The organism is Streptomyces sp. NPDC048612 (assembly GCF_043199295.1).
Lineage (GTDB): Bacteria > Actinomycetota > Actinomycetes > Streptomycetales > Streptomycetaceae > Streptomyces.
Map to the genome: position 1 here is coordinate 12,441 of NZ_JBICVV010000006.1, position 19,092 is coordinate 31,532.

20 protein-coding genes are annotated in these 19,092 nt (G+C 73.2%); 11 read left to right on the plus strand and 9 right to left on the minus strand.

Annotation, left to right across the window (positions count from 1 at the left end):
* Positions 1–71: 71 nt before the first annotated feature.
* The 3 genes from ACGFN2_RS11710 to ACGFN2_RS11720 all read left to right on the plus strand — a co-directional run bounded on the left by ACGFN2_RS11710 (position 72) and on the right by ACGFN2_RS11720 (position 3,255).
* Positions 72–1,031, plus strand: a complete 960-nt coding sequence (locus tag ACGFN2_RS11710; RefSeq protein WP_393359479.1) for a dihydrodipicolinate synthase family protein — start codon at positions 72–74, stop codon at positions 1,029–1,031.
* Positions 1,032–1,159: 128 nt separating this feature from the next.
* Positions 1,160–1,789, plus strand: coding sequence for a hypothetical protein (locus tag ACGFN2_RS11715; RefSeq protein WP_393359481.1), 630 nt, complete (start codon positions 1,160–1,162; stop codon positions 1,787–1,789).
* A 188-nt stretch (positions 1,790–1,977) separates the two neighbouring features.
* Positions 1,978–3,255 (plus strand): MFS transporter, encoded by a 1,278-nt coding sequence (locus tag ACGFN2_RS11720; RefSeq protein WP_393359835.1) that lies wholly within the window; start codon positions 1,978–1,980, stop codon positions 3,253–3,255.
* Positions 3,256–3,306: 51 nt separating this feature from the next.
* Here the strand turns inward: ACGFN2_RS11720 and ACGFN2_RS11725 are convergent, their stop codons facing one another.
* Positions 3,307–3,549, minus strand: a complete 243-nt coding sequence (locus tag ACGFN2_RS11725) for a hypothetical protein (protein WP_362607653.1) — start codon at positions 3,547–3,549, stop codon at positions 3,307–3,309.
* Between the two features lie 65 nt (positions 3,550–3,614).
* On the opposite strand from ACGFN2_RS11725, the gene map reads away from it, so the two are divergent.
* Entirely contained in the window at positions 3,615–4,472 is an 858-nt protein-coding gene (gene map / locus ACGFN2_RS11730) for a type I methionyl aminopeptidase (RefSeq protein ID WP_362607652.1), read from the plus strand.
* A gap of 172 nt (positions 4,473–4,644) precedes the next feature.
* Positions 4,645–5,325, plus strand: a complete 681-nt coding sequence (locus ACGFN2_RS11735) for a biliverdin-producing heme oxygenase (protein ID WP_362607650.1) — start codon at positions 4,645–4,647, stop codon at positions 5,323–5,325.
* 80 nt (positions 5,326–5,405) lie between these two features.
* Here the strand turns inward: ACGFN2_RS11735 and ACGFN2_RS11740 are convergent, their stop codons facing one another.
* Positions 5,406–6,071: a PhzF family phenazine biosynthesis protein gene (locus ACGFN2_RS11740; RefSeq protein ID WP_393359484.1), complete on the minus strand. Its 666-nt coding sequence runs from the start codon at positions 6,069–6,071 to the stop codon at positions 5,406–5,408.
* 304 nt (positions 6,072–6,375) lie between these two features.
* Between ACGFN2_RS11740 and efeO the strand changes: the two genes are divergently transcribed.
* The 4 genes from efeO to ACGFN2_RS11760 all read left to right on the plus strand — a co-directional run bounded on the left by efeO (position 6,376) and on the right by ACGFN2_RS11760 (position 10,801).
* Positions 6,376–7,530: an iron uptake system protein EfeO gene (gene efeO, locus ACGFN2_RS11745; RefSeq protein WP_393359486.1), complete on the plus strand. Its 1,155-nt coding sequence runs from the start codon at positions 6,376–6,378 to the stop codon at positions 7,528–7,530.
* A 21-nt stretch (positions 7,531–7,551) separates the two neighbouring features.
* Positions 7,552–8,880, plus strand: coding sequence for an iron uptake transporter deferrochelatase/peroxidase subunit (gene efeB / locus ACGFN2_RS11750; RefSeq protein ID WP_393359488.1), 1,329 nt, complete (start codon positions 7,552–7,554; stop codon positions 8,878–8,880).
* 69 nt (positions 8,881–8,949) lie between these two features.
* The gene (gene efeU, locus ACGFN2_RS11755) at positions 8,950–9,942 is read left to right on the plus strand and encodes an iron uptake transporter permease EfeU (RefSeq protein ID WP_393359490.1); all 993 of its coding nucleotides are present in this window, start codon (positions 8,950–8,952) and stop codon (positions 9,940–9,942) included.
* A complete protein-coding gene (locus ACGFN2_RS11760) occupies positions 9,929–10,801 on the plus strand; it encodes a hypothetical protein (protein ID WP_362607642.1) in 873 nt (290 codons plus the stop codon). Before efeU ends, ACGFN2_RS11760 begins: the two co-directional genes overlap by 14 nt.
* 93 nt (positions 10,802–10,894) lie before the next feature.
* Here ACGFN2_RS11760 and ACGFN2_RS11765 read toward each other — a convergent pair whose 3' ends face one another.
* Both ACGFN2_RS11765 and ACGFN2_RS11770 read right to left on the minus strand, forming a co-directional pair.
* Entirely contained in the window at positions 10,895–11,641 is a 747-nt protein-coding gene (locus ACGFN2_RS11765; protein ID WP_393359493.1) for a bifunctional DNA primase/polymerase, read from the minus strand.
* A gap of 162 nt (positions 11,642–11,803) precedes the next feature.
* Complete coding sequence (locus tag ACGFN2_RS11770; protein WP_393359495.1) at positions 11,804–12,403, minus strand: TetR/AcrR family transcriptional regulator; 600 nt, start codon at positions 12,401–12,403, stop codon at positions 11,804–11,806.
* Positions 12,404–12,524: 121 nt separating this feature from the next.
* On the opposite strand from ACGFN2_RS11770, the gene ACGFN2_RS11775 reads away from it, so the two are divergent.
* On the plus strand, positions 12,525–12,698 hold the full coding sequence (locus ACGFN2_RS11775; protein WP_393359497.1) for a DUF6243 family protein: 174 nt from the start codon (positions 12,525–12,527) through the stop codon (positions 12,696–12,698).
* 214 nt (positions 12,699–12,912) lie between these two features.
* The gene (gene ddaH / locus ACGFN2_RS11780; protein ID WP_362607634.1) at positions 12,913–13,755 is read left to right on the plus strand and encodes a dimethylargininase; all 843 of its coding nucleotides are present in this window, start codon (positions 12,913–12,915) and stop codon (positions 13,753–13,755) included.
* Between the two features lie 105 nt (positions 13,756–13,860).
* On the opposite strand, the gene ACGFN2_RS11785 is transcribed toward ddaH, so the two are convergent.
* From ACGFN2_RS11785 to ACGFN2_RS11805, 5 genes are all read right to left on the minus strand, one after another.
* Positions 13,861–15,006, minus strand: a complete 1,146-nt coding sequence (locus ACGFN2_RS11785) for an RNA polymerase sigma factor (protein WP_393359499.1) — start codon at positions 15,004–15,006, stop codon at positions 13,861–13,863.
* 1 nt (position 15,007) lies between these two features.
* Positions 15,008–15,421 (minus strand): YciI family protein, encoded by a 414-nt coding sequence (locus tag ACGFN2_RS11790; protein ID WP_393359501.1) that lies wholly within the window; start codon positions 15,419–15,421, stop codon positions 15,008–15,010.
* 148 nt (positions 15,422–15,569) lie between these two features.
* Positions 15,570–16,526, minus strand: coding sequence for a small ribosomal subunit Rsm22 family protein (locus ACGFN2_RS11795; RefSeq protein WP_393359503.1), 957 nt, complete (start codon positions 16,524–16,526; stop codon positions 15,570–15,572).
* A gap of 40 nt (positions 16,527–16,566) precedes the next feature.
* Positions 16,567–17,619, minus strand: coding sequence for a serine hydrolase domain-containing protein (locus ACGFN2_RS11800; protein ID WP_393359505.1), 1,053 nt, complete (start codon positions 17,617–17,619; stop codon positions 16,567–16,569).
* Between the two features lie 77 nt (positions 17,620–17,696).
* Entirely contained in the window at positions 17,697–19,013 is a 1,317-nt protein-coding gene (locus ACGFN2_RS11805; protein ID WP_393359507.1) for a multidrug effflux MFS transporter, read from the minus strand.
* Positions 19,014–19,092: the final 79 nt, after the last annotated feature.

Sequence of the window (19,092 nt, forward strand, 5' to 3'; positions counted from 1 at the left end):
GCCTGTGAACAGGTCTATTGTGCTCGACATAGGACATCCCATGTCCTGTCCGATCGGAGCCCGGAGCGCCCATGGCACTGCCCGCCCCCCTGCACGGCGTCGTCCCGCCGGTCTGCACCCCGCTCGACCCGCGCGGCGAGATCGACACCGCCTCCCTGGCCCGCCTGGTGCACCACCTCGTCGACGGCGGGGTGCACGGCCTGTTCGCCCTCGGCTCCACCAGCGAGGTCGCGTACCTGACCGACGCCCAGCGCGGCACCGCCCTGGAGGCCGTCCTCAAGGCCGCGGACGGCCGGGTCCCGGTGCTCGCCGGGGTCATCGACACCACCACCCCGCGGGTGCTCGACCACGCCCGGACCGCCGCCGCCCTCGGCGCCGACGCCCTGGTGGCCACCGCGCCCTTCTACACCCGCACCCACCCCCGGGAGATCGCCGCCCACTTCCGTCACCTCCGCACGGCCGTGGACCTCCCGCTCTTCGCCTACGACATCCCGGCCGCCGTGCACAGCAAGCTGTCGCCGTCGCTGTTGCGGGAGCTGGCCGAGGACGGCACCCTCGCCGGGCTCAAGGACAGCAGCGGCGACGAGGGTTCGCTGCGCCGGCTGCTGACCGCGCTCGGCGGCCGCACCGCCCGCCGCACCGGCCCCGCCCCGGGCTTCTCGGTCCTCACCGGTTCCGAACTGACCGTGGACGCGGCCCTGTTGGCGGGCGCCGACGGGGTGGTCCCCGGCATCGGCAATGTCGACCCGGCGGCCTATGTGCGCCTCTACGACGCCGCCCGTGCCGGGGACTGGGAGCGGGCCGCCGCCGAACAGGAGCGCCTGGTCTCGCTCTTCGCCCTCGTCGACGTCGGCCCGGAGAGCGAGATGGGCCGCAGCTCCTCCGCCCTGGGCGCGTTCAAGGCGGCGCTGCACCTCCTCGGCGTGATCGACCGGGGCGCCACCGCCTTCCCGCAGCGCCCGCTGAGCGAAGCGGCCGTGGCGGAGGTGGGACGTCGGCTCACCGCCGCCGGCCTGCGGCCCGTCCGGTAGGCCCCGCGACGCGGCGGCGGGACCGGCCGGCGCCCTCGGCCCGGCCGCCCCTCCGCCCGCCTCCCGTACGGGTGACACCCGGGGAAACCCCGTACGGAACGGCCCGTGCCGCGGCAGGATGCCGGGCCATGGATGCCGTACGAGTCGCCCTGTTGCGTGAGGTTCTCGCCGGGACCGAGTGGGTGCAGGCCACCCGCCGCTTCGCGGGATCGCTGCGCGGTGCCGTCGCCCCGCACGGCGGCGGGCTGCTGCTGGTCGGCTGTGCCGCGTACGAGCCCTGGCACCTGGCCGCGCACCTGGACGACGAGGCCGCCTGGTCGGGTCTGTCCGAGCTGTCGCCGACCCTGGTGCGCCATCGCGTCCCCGGCGGGGCACCGGCCCATCTGACCGTGGGGCTCGGCCGGTTGGCGGCGTCCGGGCGCGGCGAGACGCTGCTGGTCGTGACGCCGGAGCAGCCGGGCGCCGAGCTGCTGGAGCGGGTACACGACGCCCGCAGGAACGGGGCGACGGTGCTCGCCCTGGACGGCGGCGACCGCGATCTGCACGCACTGGCCCATGACGCGCTCGCCGCGCCGCCGCCCCCGCCCGACGGCACGGACGGGGCGCCCGGGGACCTCGACCTGGACACACTCCAGCATCTGGTGAGCGCGGCCGCCGGGGAGAACAGCCTGCCCGCGCCCCGCCGGCACCGCCGCTTCCGCGACCGCCTGGCCCGCCTCGCCGACGGACTCACCGCTCCCCCGCCGCCCCGCTGGTGACCCCGCGCGGTCCGCCCGGGGCCAAAACCCTTTGCGCCGGTCCGTCCCGGTGCGCACGATGGTGCCCCGTGACCTCGGACGACACCCCCCTCTCGACACCCCCACCCCCTGAACGCCCCGCCCGCCGGCGGCTCTCCGCGCTGCTGCCGGATCTGACGCCCTGGCGCTCCTCGCGCGACTTCCGGCTGATGTGGTGCGCGGGCCTGGTCACGGTCTTCGGCAGTTCGCTGTCCTTCGTGGCCCTGCCGCTCCAGCTGAAGGAACTGACCGGCTCCACGCTCGCGGTTGGCGCGCTGGGCGCCGTGGAGCTGGTCCCGATGATCGTCTTCGGCCTCTACGGCGGGGCGCTCGCGGACTCCTTCGACCGCCGCCGGCTGGTCCTGTGGACCGAGGTCGCGCTCGGCCTGGTCGCCGTGCTCCTGCTGCTCAACAGCCTGCTGCCGCACCCGATGGTGTGGCCGCTGTACGCGGCCGCGGCGGCGACCAGCGCGCTGACCGGCATGCAGCGGCCGGCCCTGGACTCGATCGTGCCGCGGATCGTCCCGCACGAGCAGCTCCCCGCGACCGCCGCCCTGAACGCGCTGCGCTGGCAGATCGGCTCCATCGCCGGGCCCGCGCTGGCCGGCGGGCTGCTGGCGGTCGCCGGACCGCGCTGGGCGTACGCCATCGACGCGGCCACCTTCGCGGTCTCGGTGCTGCTCACCCTGAGGCTGGCGCCCTCGCCCGCCTCGCACGACGCCGAGCGGCCGTCGCTGCGCGCGATCGCCGAGGGCGCGCGCTACGCCTGGAGCCGTAAGGAGCTGCTCGGCACCTACGCCATCGACGTCCTCGCGATGCTGTTCGCCTTCCCCCTGGCGATCTTCCCGTTCCTCGCCGACGAGCTCGACGCACCCTGGGCTCTGGGGCTGATGTATGCGGCGCTGCCGGCCGGGGGGCTCCTGGTGAGCCTGACCAGCGGCTGGACCTCGCGCGTCCACCGGCAGGGCCGTGCGATCGCGCTGGCCGCCGCGGGTTGGGGCCTGGCGGTGACCGCTGCCGGGCTGCTGCACCAGGTCTGGCTGGTGCTGCTCCTGCTGACCGTGGCCGGTGCCTGCGACATGATCAGCGGCATCTTCCGCTCGGCGATGTGGAACCAGACCATCCCCGACGCGCTGCGCGGGCGGCTGGCCGGTATCGAGCTGCTGTCGTACTCGGCGGGCCCGCAGCTGGGACAGGTCCGGATCGGCGGCATGGCGGCACTGACGAGCGTGCGGGCGTCGGTGTCCCTGGGCGGCCTGCTGTGCTGTGCGGGGGTCGGGCTGCTGGCGCTCGGGCTGCCCAAGCTGATGGCGTACGACGCCAGGACGGACGTGCACGCCCGGCGGGTGCGGGAGCAGCGGGCCGTCGCTGCCGGGGCCCCCGGCCAGGACGGCGAGCGGGGCGGTCCCGGGGCCGGCGCTCCGGACGCGGACCGGGCACCGGCGTGAGGACGGCGGAGCGCCGGCGCGACGGGACGCCGCGCCACCGCCCCGCCCGCGTTACGCGTCCTCGCCGGCGCCCTTCCCCTTGCCCGCGTCCATGTCATGCCACTTCGGGTCGGTCTCCCACTCCAGGTTCCGTTCCCGGGCGGTCTCCATGGCGTGCGCCGCCTCCTCGCGGGAGCCGTAGGGGCCGAAGCGGTCGGCGGCGCGGCACTCGGGCCCCTCTTCGACCGTCTGGTGCTCGAGGCAGTAGTACCACTCGCCCGGCTTGCCGACCGTACGCCTCTTGAACAGCGCCATTGCCGCCTCCTGTGGATATTCCGTGCCACCATCCTGCCCGACGGCCCGCGGATACACTCGCTGACATGTCTGGCCAGTCACTCCTTGCCCCGGGGAAGATCTCCCCCACCCGCCCCGTCCCCGCCTCGATCCCGCGCCCCGAGTACGTCGGGAAGGACGCACCCACCCCTTACACGGGGCCCGAGGTGCAGGACGCCGAAACGATCGAGAAGATGCGGATCGCCGGCCGGATCGCCGCGCAGGCGATGGCGGAGGCCGCCAAGCTGATCGCGCCGGGTGTGACCACCGACGAACTGGACCGGGTCGCCCATGAGTTCATGTGCGACCACGGCGCCTACCCGTCCACGCTCGGCTACCGCGGCTTCCCCAAGTCGCTGTGCTCCTCGCTCAACGAGGTCATCTGCCACGGCATCCCGGACTCGACCGTCCTCAAGGACGGCGACATCGTGAACCTCGACGTCACGGCGTTCCTCAACGGTGTGCACGGCGACAACAACGCCACCTACCTGTGCGGCGACGTGGACGAGGAGTCCACGCTGCTGGTCGAGCGGACCCGGGAGGCGCTCAACCGCGCGATCAAGGCCGTCAAGCCGGGCCGGCAGATCAACATCATCGGCCGGGTCATCGAGTCGTACGCCAAGCGCTTCGGCTACGGGGTGGTCCGTGACTTCACCGGTCACGGCATCAACTCGTCCTTCCACTCCGGCCTGATCGTTCCGCACTACGACAGCCCGCACCACACCACCGACATCAAGCCCGGCATGACCTTCACGATCGAGCCGATGCTGACGCTGGGGTCCTACGACTACGACATGTGGGACGACGGCTGGACGGTGGTGACCAAGGACCGCAAGCGGACCGCGCAGTTCGAGCACACGCTGGTGGTCACGGACACCGGGGCGGAGATCCTCACGCTGCCCTGACGGAAGCGGGGAGACTTTTTACCGACAGGGCGTCGGGAACGGGTTGACGCGGACCGCGGGTCAGGTAACCCTAAGTTCTGGCGGCTCGGCGGAGCCGGCCTGTTCCCGCCCTCCCCCAAGCTCTCGAATCCGAGCAAGGGGGGACCCATCCCTCGGTCCCCGGAGGTCCGTCTTGGAAGCGTCCAGCCCGACCCCGCCCGCTCCGTCCGCCGCCTTTTCGACGGTGATCCGCACCGCGTCCCACGAGCAGCACACCGAGGCCGAGAACTCCTCCTTCATGAGCGACCTGCTCGGCGGCCGGCTCGGCGTGCAGGCTTACCGGCGCTACACCGAGCAGCTGTGGTTCGTCTACCGCGCGCTGGAGGGCGCCTCCGGGCCGCTCGCCGGCGATCCGGTCGCGGGCCCCTTCCTCCGCCCGGAGCTGGCCCGCACCGCCGCACTGGAGCGCGACCTCGCCCACCTCGGCGGGCCGTCCTGGCAGACCGGCCTGACCCCGCTGCCGGCCACCGCCGCCTACGCGGACCGGGTGGCGGCCTGCGCCCGTGACTGGCCGGCCGGCTTCGTCGCCCACCACTACACCCGCTACCTCGGCGACCTCTCCGGCGGCCAGATCATCCGCGGCACCGCGGAGAAGACCTGGGGCTTCGCCCGCAAGGGCGACGGGGTGCGCTTCTACGTCTTCGAGGACATCCCCAACCCCGCCGCCTTCAAGCGGGAGTACCGGGCGCTGCTGGACGCGCTGCCCGTGGACGACCTGGAGAAGCAGCGGGTGGTGGACGAGTGCAAGCGGGCCTTCCGGCTGAACAGCGCGGTCTTCCGCGAGCTGGGCGCACAGTTCCCACTGTCCGCGTAGCGCACGGACGTGCCCCGCGCCGCGTCAACCGCCTTCCGGCCTCTGCCCGTCGACCCTGCGCGCGGTCGCGGCCGCCGGGGTCACGGTGCGTCGCGGCGCACCCGTCCCCCCACGGCGACGGTGCCGTCGGGGCAGGGGCGGGTGAGGATCTGGGAGCCGGCGCCCTGCCGGATGTCGAGGGGGCGGCCCAGCTGGTGGGTCAGCAGCATGGCGGCGGCGCCGGTCGCCTCGTCCTCGGCGATGTTGTCGCCGCGGCGCGGGAAGCCCCGGGCGCGGACCACGCCCGCGGCCTCGTCCTGCCAGGCCCAGGCGTACAGCCAGCCCTCCCCCGGCGGCGGCGCGGGCAGCGCGTCGACCTCGGCCGCCGAGGCGTGGCGCCGGGTCGTCCGGGCGGGCACCCACTCCGCGCGCCCGCGCACCCAGGTGAGATCCCCCTCGAAGCCGACCGCCACCTCACCGGCCGGCGGGCGCAGGGTGCGCGGCGGCCGTCCCAGGGTCCGCAGCAGCCAGGCCACACCGACCAGCGGATGACCGGCGAACGGGAGGGGGACGCTCGGGGTGTGGATGTCCACGGTGCCCCGGGCGGCATCGTCGAGGAACACGGTCTCGCTGAAGCCGAGTTCGGCGGCGAGCGCGGCACGGGCGGCGGCGCCGGGGAGGGCGGCGCCATCGCGGACCACCCCCAGCGCGTTGCCGCCGCCCCCGTCCGGTCCGCAGAACACCCGGAGCACGTCAAGATCGGTCATCGGGACAGTGAACAGCAGATCCGGGAATGGGAGGGCGGCGACCGGAAAGCGGCGGGCCGGCATTTCGGGCAGTCAGGGACCTTGGGGGGCGGCGGCCCTTACCTTGACCGGCGCATGGCGGTTCCGTGACCGGGGGCCGGTCAATCCGTAATCGGGCCGTTGTGCATGAGAGCGGGATCACTCGACAGGCGGGGCAGAAATAGGTAAGCCTCAGATAAGTTAGGCCCGCCTTAGTGGCCCTCACGGCCCGTGTCTATCGTTCCGTACGTCGTTTCCGTCCGTCCGAGCCCGCTTGGAGCCCCGTATGCGTGCCCTTCGCCCCTCCGCCGTCGCCGCCCTCGCCGCGGCCACGGCCGTCACCGCCGTCGCCGGCTGCGCCGCGAAGAACGACGGCAAAGAGGGCGGCGGCAAAGGCACGGTCGAGGTGACCGCGACCGACAGCAGCTGTGAGCTCTCCGCCAAGGAGTTCCCCGCCGGGCATGTCCGCTTCGCGGTGCAGAACAAGGGCTCCAAGGTCACCGAGGTGTATGTCTACGCGCCCGGCGACCGGATCGTGACCGAGCGGGAGAACATCGGTCCCGGCACCCGTACGGAGATCACCGCCGAGATCAAGGCCGGTACGTACGAGATCGCCTGCAAGCCGGGCATGAAGGGCGACGGCATCCGCCAGAAGGTGACCGCCAGCGGCAAGGGCGCGAGCGCGAAGCGCGACCCGAAGCTGGACGCCGCGGTCGCCGCGTACCGCAAGTACGTCCAGGAGCAGGCCGACCAGACCCTCCCGGCGGCGCAGAAGTTCGCCGACGCGGTCAAGGACGGCGATGTCGAGGCGGCCAAGAAGACCTACGCGCTCTCGCGGGTCGGCTGGGAGCGCACCGAGCCGGTCGCCGAGTCGTTCGGGGACATCGACCCCAAGGTCGATGTGCGCGCCGACGGCCTGGAGAAGGGCCAGAAGTGGACCGGCTGGCACAAGCTGGAGAAGGCCCTGTGGGAGGAGAAGAAGATCTCCGGGGACGACAAGAAGCTCGCCGGTCAGCTGATCACCGACCTGAAGGACTGGCAGAAGCGGGTCGGCAAGGCCGAGATCACCCCGACCAGCATGGCCAACGGCGCCAAGGAGCTGCTGGACGAGGTGGCGACCGGCAAGGTCACCGGTGAGGAAGAGCGCTACAGCCACACCGACCTGCTCGACTTCCACGCCAATGTGGAGGGCGCCGAGAAGGCCTACGAGCTGCTCAAGCCGGTCGTCGGCAAGAACGACCCGGCGCTCGCCAAGGAGCTGGACAAGCAGTTCAAGGTGATCGGCGAGCTGCTCGACGAGCACCGCGACAGCGGCACCGCCGACGGCTTCACCTCGTACGACAAGGTCGGCAAGGGCGAGCGCAAGAAGCTCTCCGACGGGGTCAACGCGCTCGCCGAGCCGCTGTCCAAGCTGGCCGCCGCCGTGGCCACCGCCAAGTAGTCCGCCAGGCAAGGGGAGACGATGACGCACGACGACGGCACGTCCACCAGGACCGGCAGCACCGAGGACACCGCCGCCGCACGGACCGACGGCGGGCGGGCACCGTCCCGCCGGGCGCTGCTCGGCTGGGGCGGCGCGGGCCTGGCGCTCGGTGCGGTCGCGGCCGGTGGTACGGCGGCGGCGCTGCGCACCGGCGACGACGCCCAGCCGGCCGGCGCGGACGCGACCACGGGCGCCGCGATCGCCTTCCACGGCAGGCACCAGGCCGGCATCGCCTCCGCGGTCCAGGACCGGCTGCACTTCGCCGCGTTCGATGTCACCACCGACGACCGTGCCGAGCTGATCGCGCTGCTCAAGGAGTGGACGAAGGCGGCGGCGCGGATGACGGCCGGCGACGCGGTCGGCGACGGCGCGGTCGGCGGGCTGGCGGAGGCGCCGCCGGACGACACCGGCGAGGCGCTCGGGCTGCCGCCGTCGCGGCTCACCCTCACCTTCGGCATCGGCCCCACGCTGTTCGAGAAGGACGGCAAGGACCGGTTCGGCATCAAGGGGCGGCGCCCCGAGGCGCTGATCGACCTGCCGAAGTTCCCCGGCGACAACCTCGACAAGGCGCGCAGCGGCGGCGACCTGTGCGTCCAGGCCTGTGCGGACGACCCGCAGGTCGCGGTGCACGCGATCCGCAACCTCGCCCGTATCGGCTTCGGCAAGGTCGCGATCCGCTGGTCGCAGCTGGGCTTCGGCAAGACGTCCTCGACGACGCCGGACGCTCAGACCCCGCGCAACATGTTCGGCTTCAAGGACGGCACCCACAACCTCGCCGGTACCGACGGCGCCGCGCTCGACAAGCACGTCTGGGTCGGGGACGGCGAAGCGAAGGGCAAGGAGAGCTGGATGGCCGGCGGCTCCTACCTCGTCGCCCGCCGGATACGGATGCACATCGAGACCTGGGACCGCACCTCGCTGCAGGAGCAGGAGGACATCTTCGGCCGGAACAAGGGCGAGGGCGCACCGGTCGGCAGGAAGCACGAGCGGGACACCCCGCATCTGAAGTCGATGCTGCCCACCGCGCATGTCCGGCTGGCGCATCCGGACTCCAACGGCGGGGTGCGGATTCTGCGCCGCGGCTACTCCTTCACCGACGGGACGGACGGGCTGGGCCGGCTGGACGCGGGGCTGTTCTTCCTCGCCTACCAGCGGGACGTACGCCAGGGCTTCGTCCCGCTGCAGAAGCGGCTGGCGGCCGACGACGCACTCAACGAATACATCCAGCACGTGGGTTCAGCGGTCTTCGCGGTGCCGCCGGGCGTCCGGGACGCGGACGACTGGTGGGGCCGGGCGCTGTTCGCCTGATCCCGTCGTGCCTGTGCCGGCGCGGGGCGGACCCGTCGCCGGCTTCATGAAGGAAGGGAAGGAACCGACGTGTTCGGCAACTACCTGATCGGTCTGCGCGAGGGCCTGGAAGCCAGCCTCGTCGTCTGCATTCTCATCGCCTACCTGGTCAAGACCGGGAGGCGGGAGGCGCTGCGCCCGGTCTGGCTCGGTATCGCGCTCGCCGTGGTGCTGTCGTTCGCGTTCGGTGCGGCGCTGCAGTTCGGTTCGCAGACCCTGACATTCAAGGCGCAGGAGGCGCTGGGCGGTTCGCTGTCGGTCATCGCGGTGGGCCTGGTGACGTGGATGGTCTTCTGGATGCGGCGCACCGCGCGGCATCTGAAGCGGGAGCTGCACGGCAAGCTGGACGCGGCGCTGCAGATGGGCACCGTGGCACTGGTGGTCACCGCGTTCCTGTCGGTGGGCCGCGAGGGCCTGGAGACCGCGCTGTTCATCTGGACCGCCGCACAGTCCGCGAACGACGGGGTACGGCCGCTGGTCGGGGCGCTGCTGGGGCTGCTGACGGCCGTGGCGCTGGGCTGGCTGTTCTACCGCGGTGCGGTGCGGATCAACCTGGCGAAGTTCTTCACCTGGACCGGCGGCATGCTGGTGGTGGTCGCGGCGGGCGTGCTGGCGTACGGCTTCCACGACCTGCAGGAGGCGGAGTTCCTGCCGGGGCTGACCACCCGGGCGTTCGACATCAGCGCGCAGATCCCGGCCGACAGCTGGTACGGGACGCTGCTGAAGGGCGTGTTCAACTTCCAGCCGGACCCGACCGTCCTTCAGGTCACGGTGTGGGCTCTGTATCTGGTCCCCACGCTCGCGCTCTTCCTCGCCCCCGGTAGGGTGGCGCCGAATCGTGCCACCCCGGCGGCCGCCCCGTCCGCCCCGGTCGCCCCGAAGGAGCCCGAGCCCCATGACACGCAGGTCGCCGTTCCGGGTGCCCGCAACGCTGACGTCGGCGACGGCGGCGCTGGTGATACTGAGCGGGTGCATGACGGTGCACGGCGAACGGGAGATGCTGCCGGCGGTGTCGAAGGCTGACGGCACCAAGGCCCTCACCCGCTTCACCCAGGGCTTCAACAAGGCCTACCGGCAGCTCGACCCGAAGCTGAACCCCGGCTTCGAGGCGGGTGCGCTGCTCGCCATCGACCAGGCCGGGATAAAGGCGGCGCACGCCCTCCGGCCGCAGGGCAATCCGCGCTTCCCGGCGCTGGAGCTGACAGAGCCGCACTTCACCGTCCCCAAGCAGGCGGGCTGGCCGAAGTACTTCATCGCGGACGCGCTCAGCAACCGCAAGGACGCCGCCGGCCACCCGACGCGCTGGTTCCTGGTGTTCAGCCGTGACGACATCGACGAGAAGTGGCGCGCGGTCTACTTCGCGCAGTTCCCGGGAAACCAGGCGCCGGAGCTGAAGACGAAGGACGGCTACGCGGAGGCGGTGCCGCTGGACTCCGGCTCCGGGCTGACGGTGGCGCCCGGCAAGCTGAGCCGGGCCTACGCGGACTACCTCAACACCGGCAAGGGCAGCGTGTTCGCGTCCGGTCCGCAGACCGACGGCTGGCGGGCCCGGCGCGTCAAGGACGCGAGCAAGGTCGGTTCGCGCGTCCTGTGGCGGGACACCCCCTCGGAGCATCCGCCGGTGGCGCTGCGGACCACGGACGGCGGGGCCCTGGTGTTCTTCTCGACCGTCTACCACCAGCAGCAGACGATGTTCGCCGGGGCGACGATCCGGGTGCCGGCGGAGCTTCGCGGCCTCGTCGTGGGGCCGGAGAAGAAGACCAACCGGATGACCTTCACCACCGTCTCCTCGCAGGTGGTCAAGGTGCCGGCCAAGGGCTCCGGCGAGAAGGTCACCGTCCTGAACCGCCGCGAGGGCAAGACGTCGGTCGAGCCGCTGTAAGGCCGGACCGGGCAGACGCCGAAGGGCCGCCGGGGTGCTCCCGGCGGCCCTTCGGGGTGCGTACGGCGGTGACCGGACGGTGTCCGGAACCGGTCAGCGGCCGATCGGCCAGGCGTGTGCCTCGTGGTGGTGCGGCTCGCGGTCGTTGAACTCCGCGCAGGCGTCGGTGAGCGACTCCAGCAGGGTCAGCGGATCGGGCAGCGTCAGCTCGGGGCCGCGCAGCCAGGTGACCGCGGGCTGGTCACCGGTCAGGGTCGAGGGCGGCAGCAGCACATAGCTGCCGCGGCAGTGCCAGCGCAGGCCCGGATGTTCGTCCATGGTCTCGGGATGGCAGTCGAGTTCGCAGGGCCACCACTCGTCCTCGTCGTCCGGGGTGCCGCGGGTGGCGGTGAAGAAGAGCATCCGGCCGTCGCCGAGACCGGCGCCGCTGAGAGCGATCGGCCCGACGTCGATACCTGCCGCGTCCAGCCGCCCCAGGGCGCTGCGGCCCGCCTCGACGGGGACGTCCAGGACGTCGTGGGTGATGCCGGTGGCGGTGATGAAGTTGGCCTGCGGGAGGGTGCGGACCCAGGCGGCGACCTTGTCGCGGTCGGTGGTGGCGACGGTCTGCCAGCCGAAGGAGACGGGGTGGCGGCCGGGGGTGGGACAGCCGATGCGTTCACAGGAACAGCCGTAGCCGGAGGGGTACGCCGCCGGGGCCACCGGGAAACCCGCTTCGGCTGCCGCCAGCAGCAGGTCCTCGCGGCCGCGCGCAGCCGCTGATCCCGTGTCCGTATCGCCGCCGCCCGATCCGCTCTTCGGCCGGCGCAGCCACTGGGAGAACCTGCTCTTGCGTTCCATCTATCCCCTCACTTCGAGCGGTGGTCTGGGATCAATGCTGCCACCATCCTGCTCCTCGGGTGACCGGTGTGCGTATCCGGGGTGAACGAAGGACGGATGAATACCGGCAATTCGGCTCATTGACGGCGCTCGGATGCCGTCGCGCCCCGCCGCCCGCCCCGCTCAGCCGCGCGGGCGCACTCCCCCGAGCACCTGGTCGACCAGGGTGTCGACGAAGTCGTAGGTCAGTTCGCCGGTCCGCATCAGCCAGCGCTGTGAGAAGGGACTCAGCAGCATCTCGACGGTGATCCGCAGATCGGCGCCGGCGGCGATCTCCCCGGCCTCCTGCGCCGCCCGCAGCCGGTCGATGTAGAGCTGGGTACCGGGCTCCATCAGCCGCGCGACGAAGGCGCGGGAGAGCTGCTCGTCGTTGGCGCCGGCGGCCGCGAGGGCGCGGTAGGGGGCCTGGAAGGCCGGATCGTTGAACTCGTCGGTGGTCGCGTGCAGCACGGCCTTCAGGTCGGCGGCCAGATCGCCGGTGTCCGGCAGGCCCTCCGTGGAGTAGTCGTCGACACCGGCGGTGAACGCGTCGAGCAGGACGGCCGCCTTGGAGGGCCACCAGCGGTAGATCGTCTGCTTGCCGACCCCGGCCCGGGAGGCGATGCCTTCGATCGTGAGCTTGTCGTAGCCGACCTCGCCGACGAGGGCGAGGGCGGCGTCGAAGATCGCACGCCGGGAGCGTTCGCTGCGGCGGGAGGAGTCGGGGGCTGTCTTGTTCGCCATGGCGCGGAGTCTAGCCGGGAAGAGGCGAGACGTATCGTCTTGACGAGACGTGACGTCTCGCCCATAGTGGAGGCCGAGGGCGAGACGAAGCGTCTCGCCGAGTCGGAGGAAGGGGATTCCCATGAGCAAGGGCAACGCGGGCGGGATGCTCGGCGTCGGCGGCACCCGGAACAAGCTCTCCCGGGGCGCGCTGCGCGGCGGCGGGGGCACCGGCCGCGGCGGCCGGGGGCGGTCCGAGGCGGACCGGCGCGAGGAACTGCTGCGCAGATTCCAGGAACGGAACCGGAAGGAGTGACCGGGCAAGGCGGCAGGGTGGCCTGGGGAGCGGACCCGGCTGGGGACGGCTCGGCGGGGGCGGGCCCGTCGGGGCCGGGACTACTGGGGGGTGCGCCGGGGGCCACCCGAACGGTGCACGGGCCGCGGCACGGGGGCTCCGCGCGGCGGACGATGTGGGGGCGGGTACGGGATCACGTACCCGCCCCCAGTGCGACCACCGTGCGGAGCCCTCCTTGCGTACCTCCCGGCGCAGCGCCACCCCCCGGCGCTTCCTGATGTGCCCGCCCACGTACTTCCGGGTCAGCTACTCCATCAACCCCTGGATGGACCCCGACAAGCCGGTGGACCTCGCGCTCGCGCAGGCCCAGTGGGAGGACCTGCGCGACCGCTACCGCGCGCTCGGCCACACCGTCCACGAGCTGCCCCCGCACCCCGCCTTCCCCGACATGGTCTTCGCCGCCAACGGGGCCACCGTCGTGGACGGCCGGGTCCTCGGCGCGCGGTTCGCCTTCGCCGAACGGCACGGCGAGGCCGCGGTGCACGCCGCCTGGTACCGCGGCCACGGGTTCGACGCCGTACGGGAGCCGCAGAACGTCAACGAGGGCGAGGGCGACTTCGCGGTCACCGGGTCCTGGCTGCTGGCCGGCCGCGGCTTCCGCAGCAGCCCGCTGTCCCACGCCGAGGCCCAGGAGTACTTCGCCCGCCCGGTGATCGGCCTCGATCTGGTCGACCCGCGCTACTACCACCTCGACACGGCGCTGTGCGTGCTCGACCCCGGCGGCACGGAGCCGGGGAGCGCGGAGGTCATGTACTTCCCCGGCGCGTTCTCCCCCGGGAGCCGGGCGGTGCTGGCGCGGCTGTTCCCCGACGCGCTGCTCGCCGGCCCGGCCGACGCGGCCGCGTTCGGGCTGAACGCGGTGTCCGACGGGCACCATGTGCTGCTCCCGCAGGCGGCGGTGGGGCTCTTCACACCACTGCGGGAGCGGGGGTACGAGCCGATCGGCATGGACCTGACCGAGCTGCTGAAGGGCGGCGGGAGCGTGAAGTGCGTGACCGGAGAGCTGCGGGTGGGGTGACCTCCCACGTTTTCGGCTGTCCCGCCGTGGTGGGGTCGGCTGTGGCGCGGGGCGCGCGTTTCCGGCTTTCCCGCCGTGGTGGGTTTCGCCTGTGGTGCTTGCCCGTCAGTGGCGCCCTCGGGTGTTGAGGCGGGCGGCCTGGCGGGTCAGGTGGTCGCGTTCGGCGAGGTCGGTGGCCTTGTGGGCCGCCTCGGCATAGAGCCGTGCCGCGGTCGCCGGGTCGCCGTCGCGCTCGTGGAGGTAGGCCGCCACGGCGGTGTGGCGGGGCAGGGAGTCGTCCAGCGCGGCGAGCGCGGCCAGGCCCGCGCGCGGTCCGTCGGCCTCGCCCACGGCCACCGCGCGGTTGAGCCGGACGACCGGGCTGTCGGTCAGCCGCACCAGCTCGTCGTACCACTCGACGATCTGCACCCAGTCGGTCTCCTCGGCGGTGGGCGCGTCGGCGTGCAGCGCCGCGACGGCGGCCTGGGCCTGGAACTCGCCCAGCCGGTCGCGGGCGAGGGCCGCCTGCAGGATCGCGACGCCCTCGGCGATCGACACGGTGTCCCACCGGCCGCGGTCCTGCTCGGCGAGCGGCACCAGGCTGCCGTCGGGCGCGGTCCGGGCCGCGCGCCGGGCGTGGTGGAGCAGCATGAGGGCGAGCAGCCCCGCCACCTCGGGGTGGTCGATCGCGGCCGCGAGCTGCCGGGTGAGCCGGATGGCCTCGGCGGCGAGGTCGATGTCGCCGGAGTAGCCCTCGTTGAAGACCAGGTAGAGGACGCGCAGCACGGTGGCGACGTCACCGGGCCGGTCGAAGCGCACTCCGGACACGGTGCGCTTGGCCCGGCTGATGCGCTGCGCCATGGTCGCCTCGGGCACCAGGTAGGCGCGAGCGATCTGACGGGTGGTCAGTCCGCCGACGGCGCGCAGCGTGAGTGCGACGGCGGAGGACGGGCTGAGCGACGGGTGGGCGCACAGGAAGTAGAGCTGGAGCGTGTCGTCCGCCGAGGGCGCGGGACCGGGCGGCGGCTCCTCGTCGACACGGTCCTCGCGCCGGCGGCGGGCGGCGTCCGCCCGGGTGGCGTCGAGGAACCGGCGCCAGGCGACGGTGACCAGCCAGCCCTTCGGGTCCCGCGGAGGGTCGGCCGGCCAGGTCCGGAGGGCCTCGACCAGGGCGTCCTGCACCGCGTCCTCGGCCGCCGCGAAGCCGGCTCCGCGGCGGACGAGGATCGCGAGGACGCGGGGCGTGAGGCTCCTCAGCAGGACCTCGTCCACCTCAGTGGCACTCCGTGATGGTGGGCGACGCGGTCAGGAACGGGCGCACCTCCAGCCACTCGTGGATCGGCTTCCCGCCTGCCCCGGGGGCGGCCGACAGTTCCCCGGCCAGCTCGACGGCGCGGTCATGGCTGTCGACGTCGATCACCATCCAGCCGGCGATGAGGTCCTTGGTCTCGGCGAACGGGCCGTCGGTGACCGGCGGGCGCCCCTCGCCGTCGTACCGGACCCACGACCCCTCGGGGGCGAGCGCCTGGCCGTCGACGAACTCACCGGTCTGCTCCAGCCGGGCCGCGAAGTCGTTCATGTACTGCACGTGCGCGGAGATCTCCTCCGGCGTCCACCGGTCCATGGGGACGTCGTTCACCGCCGCCGGAGCGCCGCGGTAGTGCTTGAGCAGCAGGTACTTGGCCATCGTGAGTCTCCTCGGTGCGGGTGCGACCCATTGTGGTCGCGTTCACCCCGGGGACGGAGCGAGGCGCGGCTTCTCGACATCGCCCGCCGTTTTTCTTTCCACTCTTTTCGGCTTGCCGGCCGTGGCCTCGACGGGAGGGGGGTGTGGATCAGTCCTGCGGCCAGGGGTCGCCCCAGGACGTGTCGCGGGCGGTGCGGTAGTGGGTGCCCTGGCGTTTGGTGACCGTGGTGCGCTGCAGGGACTCGTGGGCGGTGCACAGGTCCAGGAGGACCTGGCCCTTGCGGAGTTGGGGCTTGCGCACGACGCGGGCCGGCACAGGGGTGGCGTCGAGGGTGGTGGCGGCGACGTAGCTGAACTTCTCGTCCTCGTACGGGAGGGAGCCGCCCTTGACCTGGCGGTGGAGGGAGGAGCGGCTGACCCGGGCGGAGAAGTGGCACCAGTCTTCCCCGGGGACGATCGGGCAGGTGTCGCCGTGCGGGCAGGGGGCGACGATGCGCAGACCGGCCTCGATGAGCTGGGTGCGGGCCTCGCGGATGCGGAGGTAGCCGTCGGGGGTGCCGGGTTCGATCAGGACGACGGCACGGGCCGCGGCGGCCGCGGCGACGACGGCGCGGCGGTCCTCGGGGCGGAGCTCGCCCAGGACGTAGGAGACCGTGACCAGGTCCGTGCCGTCGGGGACGGTGAGGCCCTCGCCGATGGTCTGCCGTTTCCAGGTGCTGTCGGGGACCGCCTTGGCGGCCAGCTCCCGGCCGAGGTCCAGGGCGGGCTGGGCCCAGTCCAGGACGGTGCTGTGGTGGCCTTCCCAGGTGGCGGCGGTGGCCCAGGTGGCGGCGCCGGTGCCGCCGCCGATGTCCACATGGGTGGCCGGCGACCAGTCCGGGACCCGGGCGGCGAACGCGGCCAGCGCGGCCCGTACGGCTTCGAAGGTGGCCGGCATGCGGTAGGCGGCGTACGCGGCGACGTCCGCGCGGTCGCGCAGGACCGGGGCATCGGTGGGCGTGTTGCCCCGGTAGTTGGTGATCAGCCGGTCGACGGCCTGCGCGGCCTGCTTGGGCGGCAGGCCGTCGAGCAGGCCCGCCAGTGCGGCGCGCAGTTCCTCGTGCATGGGGGAAATTCTACGGCGCCCCGCGGCGTGCCCCGCCTGGTCAGCCGCGGGCCGCCGCACGGGCCAGCCGGGTGGCGGCCGCGGCGCGCGGCGCGCTGCCGCCCTCCCGGCGGCGGGGGTGGACGGTGTTGGCGAGCAGGACGAGGAAGGTGTCGGTGGCCCGGTCCAGGACCAGGCTGGTGCCGGTGAAGCCGGTGTGCCCGGCCGCGCCGCGGCCCGCCAACTCGCCCATGAAGTACGGCTGGTCGACGCCGAAGCCGAGGCCGGGCGGGTCGAGGAGGGCGGCGACGGTGCCGGGGCGGAGAATCCGGGCGGTGCCGTAGGAGCCGCCGTTGAGCAGGGTGCGGCACAGGACGGCCAGGTCCTGGGCGGTGGAGAAGAGCCCGGCGTGGCCGGCGACGCCGCCCAGCGCCCAGGCGTTCTCGTCGTGCACCTCGCCGCGGATCATGCCGCGGTCCGCCTTCGCCCAGGGCCGCCGCTGGTCCTCGGTGGCGGCGACGCCCTGCGGCGCCAGCGGCCCGTACGAGGTGCTGGACATGCCCAGCGGGCCGGTGATGCCGTCGCGGATCAGGGCGTCGAGCCGGTGCCCGGTGCGCTGCTCCAGGATCAGCTGCAGGGCGATGAGGTTGAGGTCGGAGTAGCGGTGGACGGGGGCCCGGCCGCCGCTCGGGGCCGCCGCCTCCCGCCACAGCAGCGCCAGTTGGGCGGCGCGGCCCCGGTGGTCGTAGAAGGGGAGCTCGGGGGCGAGCCCCGAGGTGTGGGTGAGCAGCTGCCGGACGGTGATGCCGGGCGCGAAGGCGGGCAGCTCGGCCCGGACCTCCTCGTCGAGGGCCAGCCGGCCGCGTTCGGCCTGCTGGAGCGCGGCGACAGCGGTGAAGAGCTTGGTGAGCGAGGCGAGGTCGAAGACCGTGCCGACCCGCATCGGCTCCCACTGGTCACGGGGCAGATCGACGGCGCGGTCGTGCTCGGGGTCGTAGGCCCGGTGGCGCAGCGCCCAGCCGGCGGCGGCCTCGGCGGCGACGACCGCGCCCCGGCCGGCCAGCACGACGACGCCGGGGGCCCAGGGCGGCCGGCCCTCGGGCAGCGCCCGCACCCCGCGGACCAGCCGTTCGGTCCAGCCGGGGTCCAGGCCCGCGCGGGCCGGTGTGCCGTAGGTCAGTGCCGTTGCGTTCAGAGCCTGGTCCTCTCGCCCGCCGTGCTCCCGTTGCTGTCCCCCCTACGCTGCCACGGGCGGCACATTCCCAGGAAGCTCACGAGCGCCAACACGGCGCAGGAGAGCTGTACGAGGGCCATCGGCACGGCCGTCCGCTCGCCCGCGATGCCCACCAGCGGGGAGGCCACCGAGCCGAGGAGGAAGGTGGAGGTGCCCAGCAGCGCGGAGGCGGAGCCGGCCGCGTGCGGGGTGCGCAGCAGCGCCAGGGTGTTGGTGCTCGGCATGACCAGGCCCATCGAGGCCATCAGGACGAAGAGGCCGGCGGCCGTCGGGGCCAGGCCGACGGGCCCGAAGACACCGGCGGACATCAGGAGCAGGGCGGTCGCGGCGAGCGTGATCAGCGCCAGGCCGGTGCCCAGCACCTTGTCCAGGCGGACCCGGCCGACCAGCAGCTTGCCGTTGATCTGGCCGAGGGCCACCAGGCCGACCGAGTTGAGGCCGAAGAGCAGGCTGAAGACCTGCGGCGAGGCGCCGTGGATCTCCTGGACCACGAACGGCGAGGCGGAGATGTAGGCGAAGAGCGCGGCGAAGGCGAAGGCGCCGACCAGGACGTAGCCGGAGAAGACCCGGTCGGCGAGCAGATCGCGCATGGTGCGCAGGGTCTGGCCGAGGCCGCCGGAGTGCCGGCGGCCGGGCGGCAGGGTCTCGTGGAGCGTGCGCCACACCAGGAGCGTGAGCGCCACCCCGACGGCGGTGAGGACGACGAAGACCCCGCGCCAGTCGGTGAACCGCAGGATCTGGCCGCCGATGAGCGGGGCGACGACCGGCGCCACCCCGGAGATCAGCATCAGGGTGGAGAAGAACCGGGCCATCGCCACACCGTCGTACAGGTCGCGGACCACGGCCCGCGCGATGACGATGCCGGCCGCGCCCGCCAGTCCCTGCAACAGGCGGAAGGCGATGAGGAGTTCGGCGTTGGTGGCGAGCGCGCACAGGGCGGTGGCCAGGACGTAGATCACCATGCCGGCCAGCAGCGGGCGGCGGCGCCCCCACTTGTCGCTCATCGGGCCGACGATCATCTGCCCCAGCGCCATGCCCGCCAGGCAGGTGGTGAGGGTGAGCTGGACGGTGGCGGCCGGGCTGTGCAGGGCGGCGGTGACCTGCGGCAGGGCCGGGAGGTACATGTCCATGGAGAGCGGCGGGACCGCCGTGAGGCCGCCGAGGACGAGGGTGACGAGGAGGCTGGTGCGGCGGGACGCGGCCGGTGCTGCTGCCGCGCCCCGCTCGGCTATGGCGGGAAGGTCCTGGGTCTCGGCCGCGCCGGGCTCCGTCATACGGGTCTCCATGGGATAGATGGCTGCACCATGGTGTCACGCGCATGACGGCTTCCGACCGGTTTCGGACCGGTCCATT

Coding starts and splice junctions, on each gene's coding strand:
- ACGFN2_RS11710 (WP_393359479.1), top strand. CDS start 72: ATGGCACTGCCCGCCCCCCTGCACGGCGTCGTCCCGCCGGTCTGCACC.
- ACGFN2_RS11715 (WP_393359481.1), top strand. CDS start 1,160: ATGGATGCCGTACGAGTCGCCCTGTTGCGTGAGGTTCTCGCCGGGACC.
- ACGFN2_RS11720 (WP_393359835.1), top strand. CDS start 1,978: ATGTGGTGCGCGGGCCTGGTCACGGTCTTCGGCAGTTCGCTGTCCTTC.
- ACGFN2_RS11725 (WP_362607653.1), bottom strand. CDS start 3,549: ATGGCGCTGTTCAAGAGGCGTACGGTCGGCAAGCCGGGCGAGTGGTAC.
- map (WP_362607652.1), top strand. CDS start 3,615: ATGTCTGGCCAGTCACTCCTTGCCCCGGGGAAGATCTCCCCCACCCGC.
- ACGFN2_RS11740 (WP_393359484.1), bottom strand. CDS start 6,071: ATGACCGATCTTGACGTGCTCCGGGTGTTCTGCGGACCGGACGGGGGC.
- efeO (WP_393359486.1), top strand. CDS start 6,376: ATGCGTGCCCTTCGCCCCTCCGCCGTCGCCGCCCTCGCCGCGGCCACG.
- efeB (WP_393359488.1), top strand. CDS start 7,552: ATGACGCACGACGACGGCACGTCCACCAGGACCGGCAGCACCGAGGAC.
- ACGFN2_RS11765 (WP_393359493.1), bottom strand. CDS start 11,641: ATGGAACGCAAGAGCAGGTTCTCCCAGTGGCTGCGCCGGCCGAAGAGC.
- ACGFN2_RS11770 (WP_393359495.1), bottom strand. CDS start 12,403: ATGGCGAACAAGACAGCCCCCGACTCCTCCCGCCGCAGCGAACGCTCC.
- ACGFN2_RS11775 (WP_393359497.1), top strand. CDS start 12,525: ATGAGCAAGGGCAACGCGGGCGGGATGCTCGGCGTCGGCGGCACCCGG.
- ACGFN2_RS11790 (WP_393359501.1), bottom strand. CDS start 15,421: ATGGCCAAGTACCTGCTGCTCAAGCACTACCGCGGCGCTCCGGCGGCG.
- ACGFN2_RS11795 (WP_393359503.1), bottom strand. CDS start 16,526: ATGCACGAGGAACTGCGCGCCGCACTGGCGGGCCTGCTCGACGGCCTG.
- ACGFN2_RS11805 (WP_393359507.1), bottom strand. CDS start 19,013: ATGACGGAGCCCGGCGCGGCCGAGACCCAGGACCTTCCCGCCATAGCC.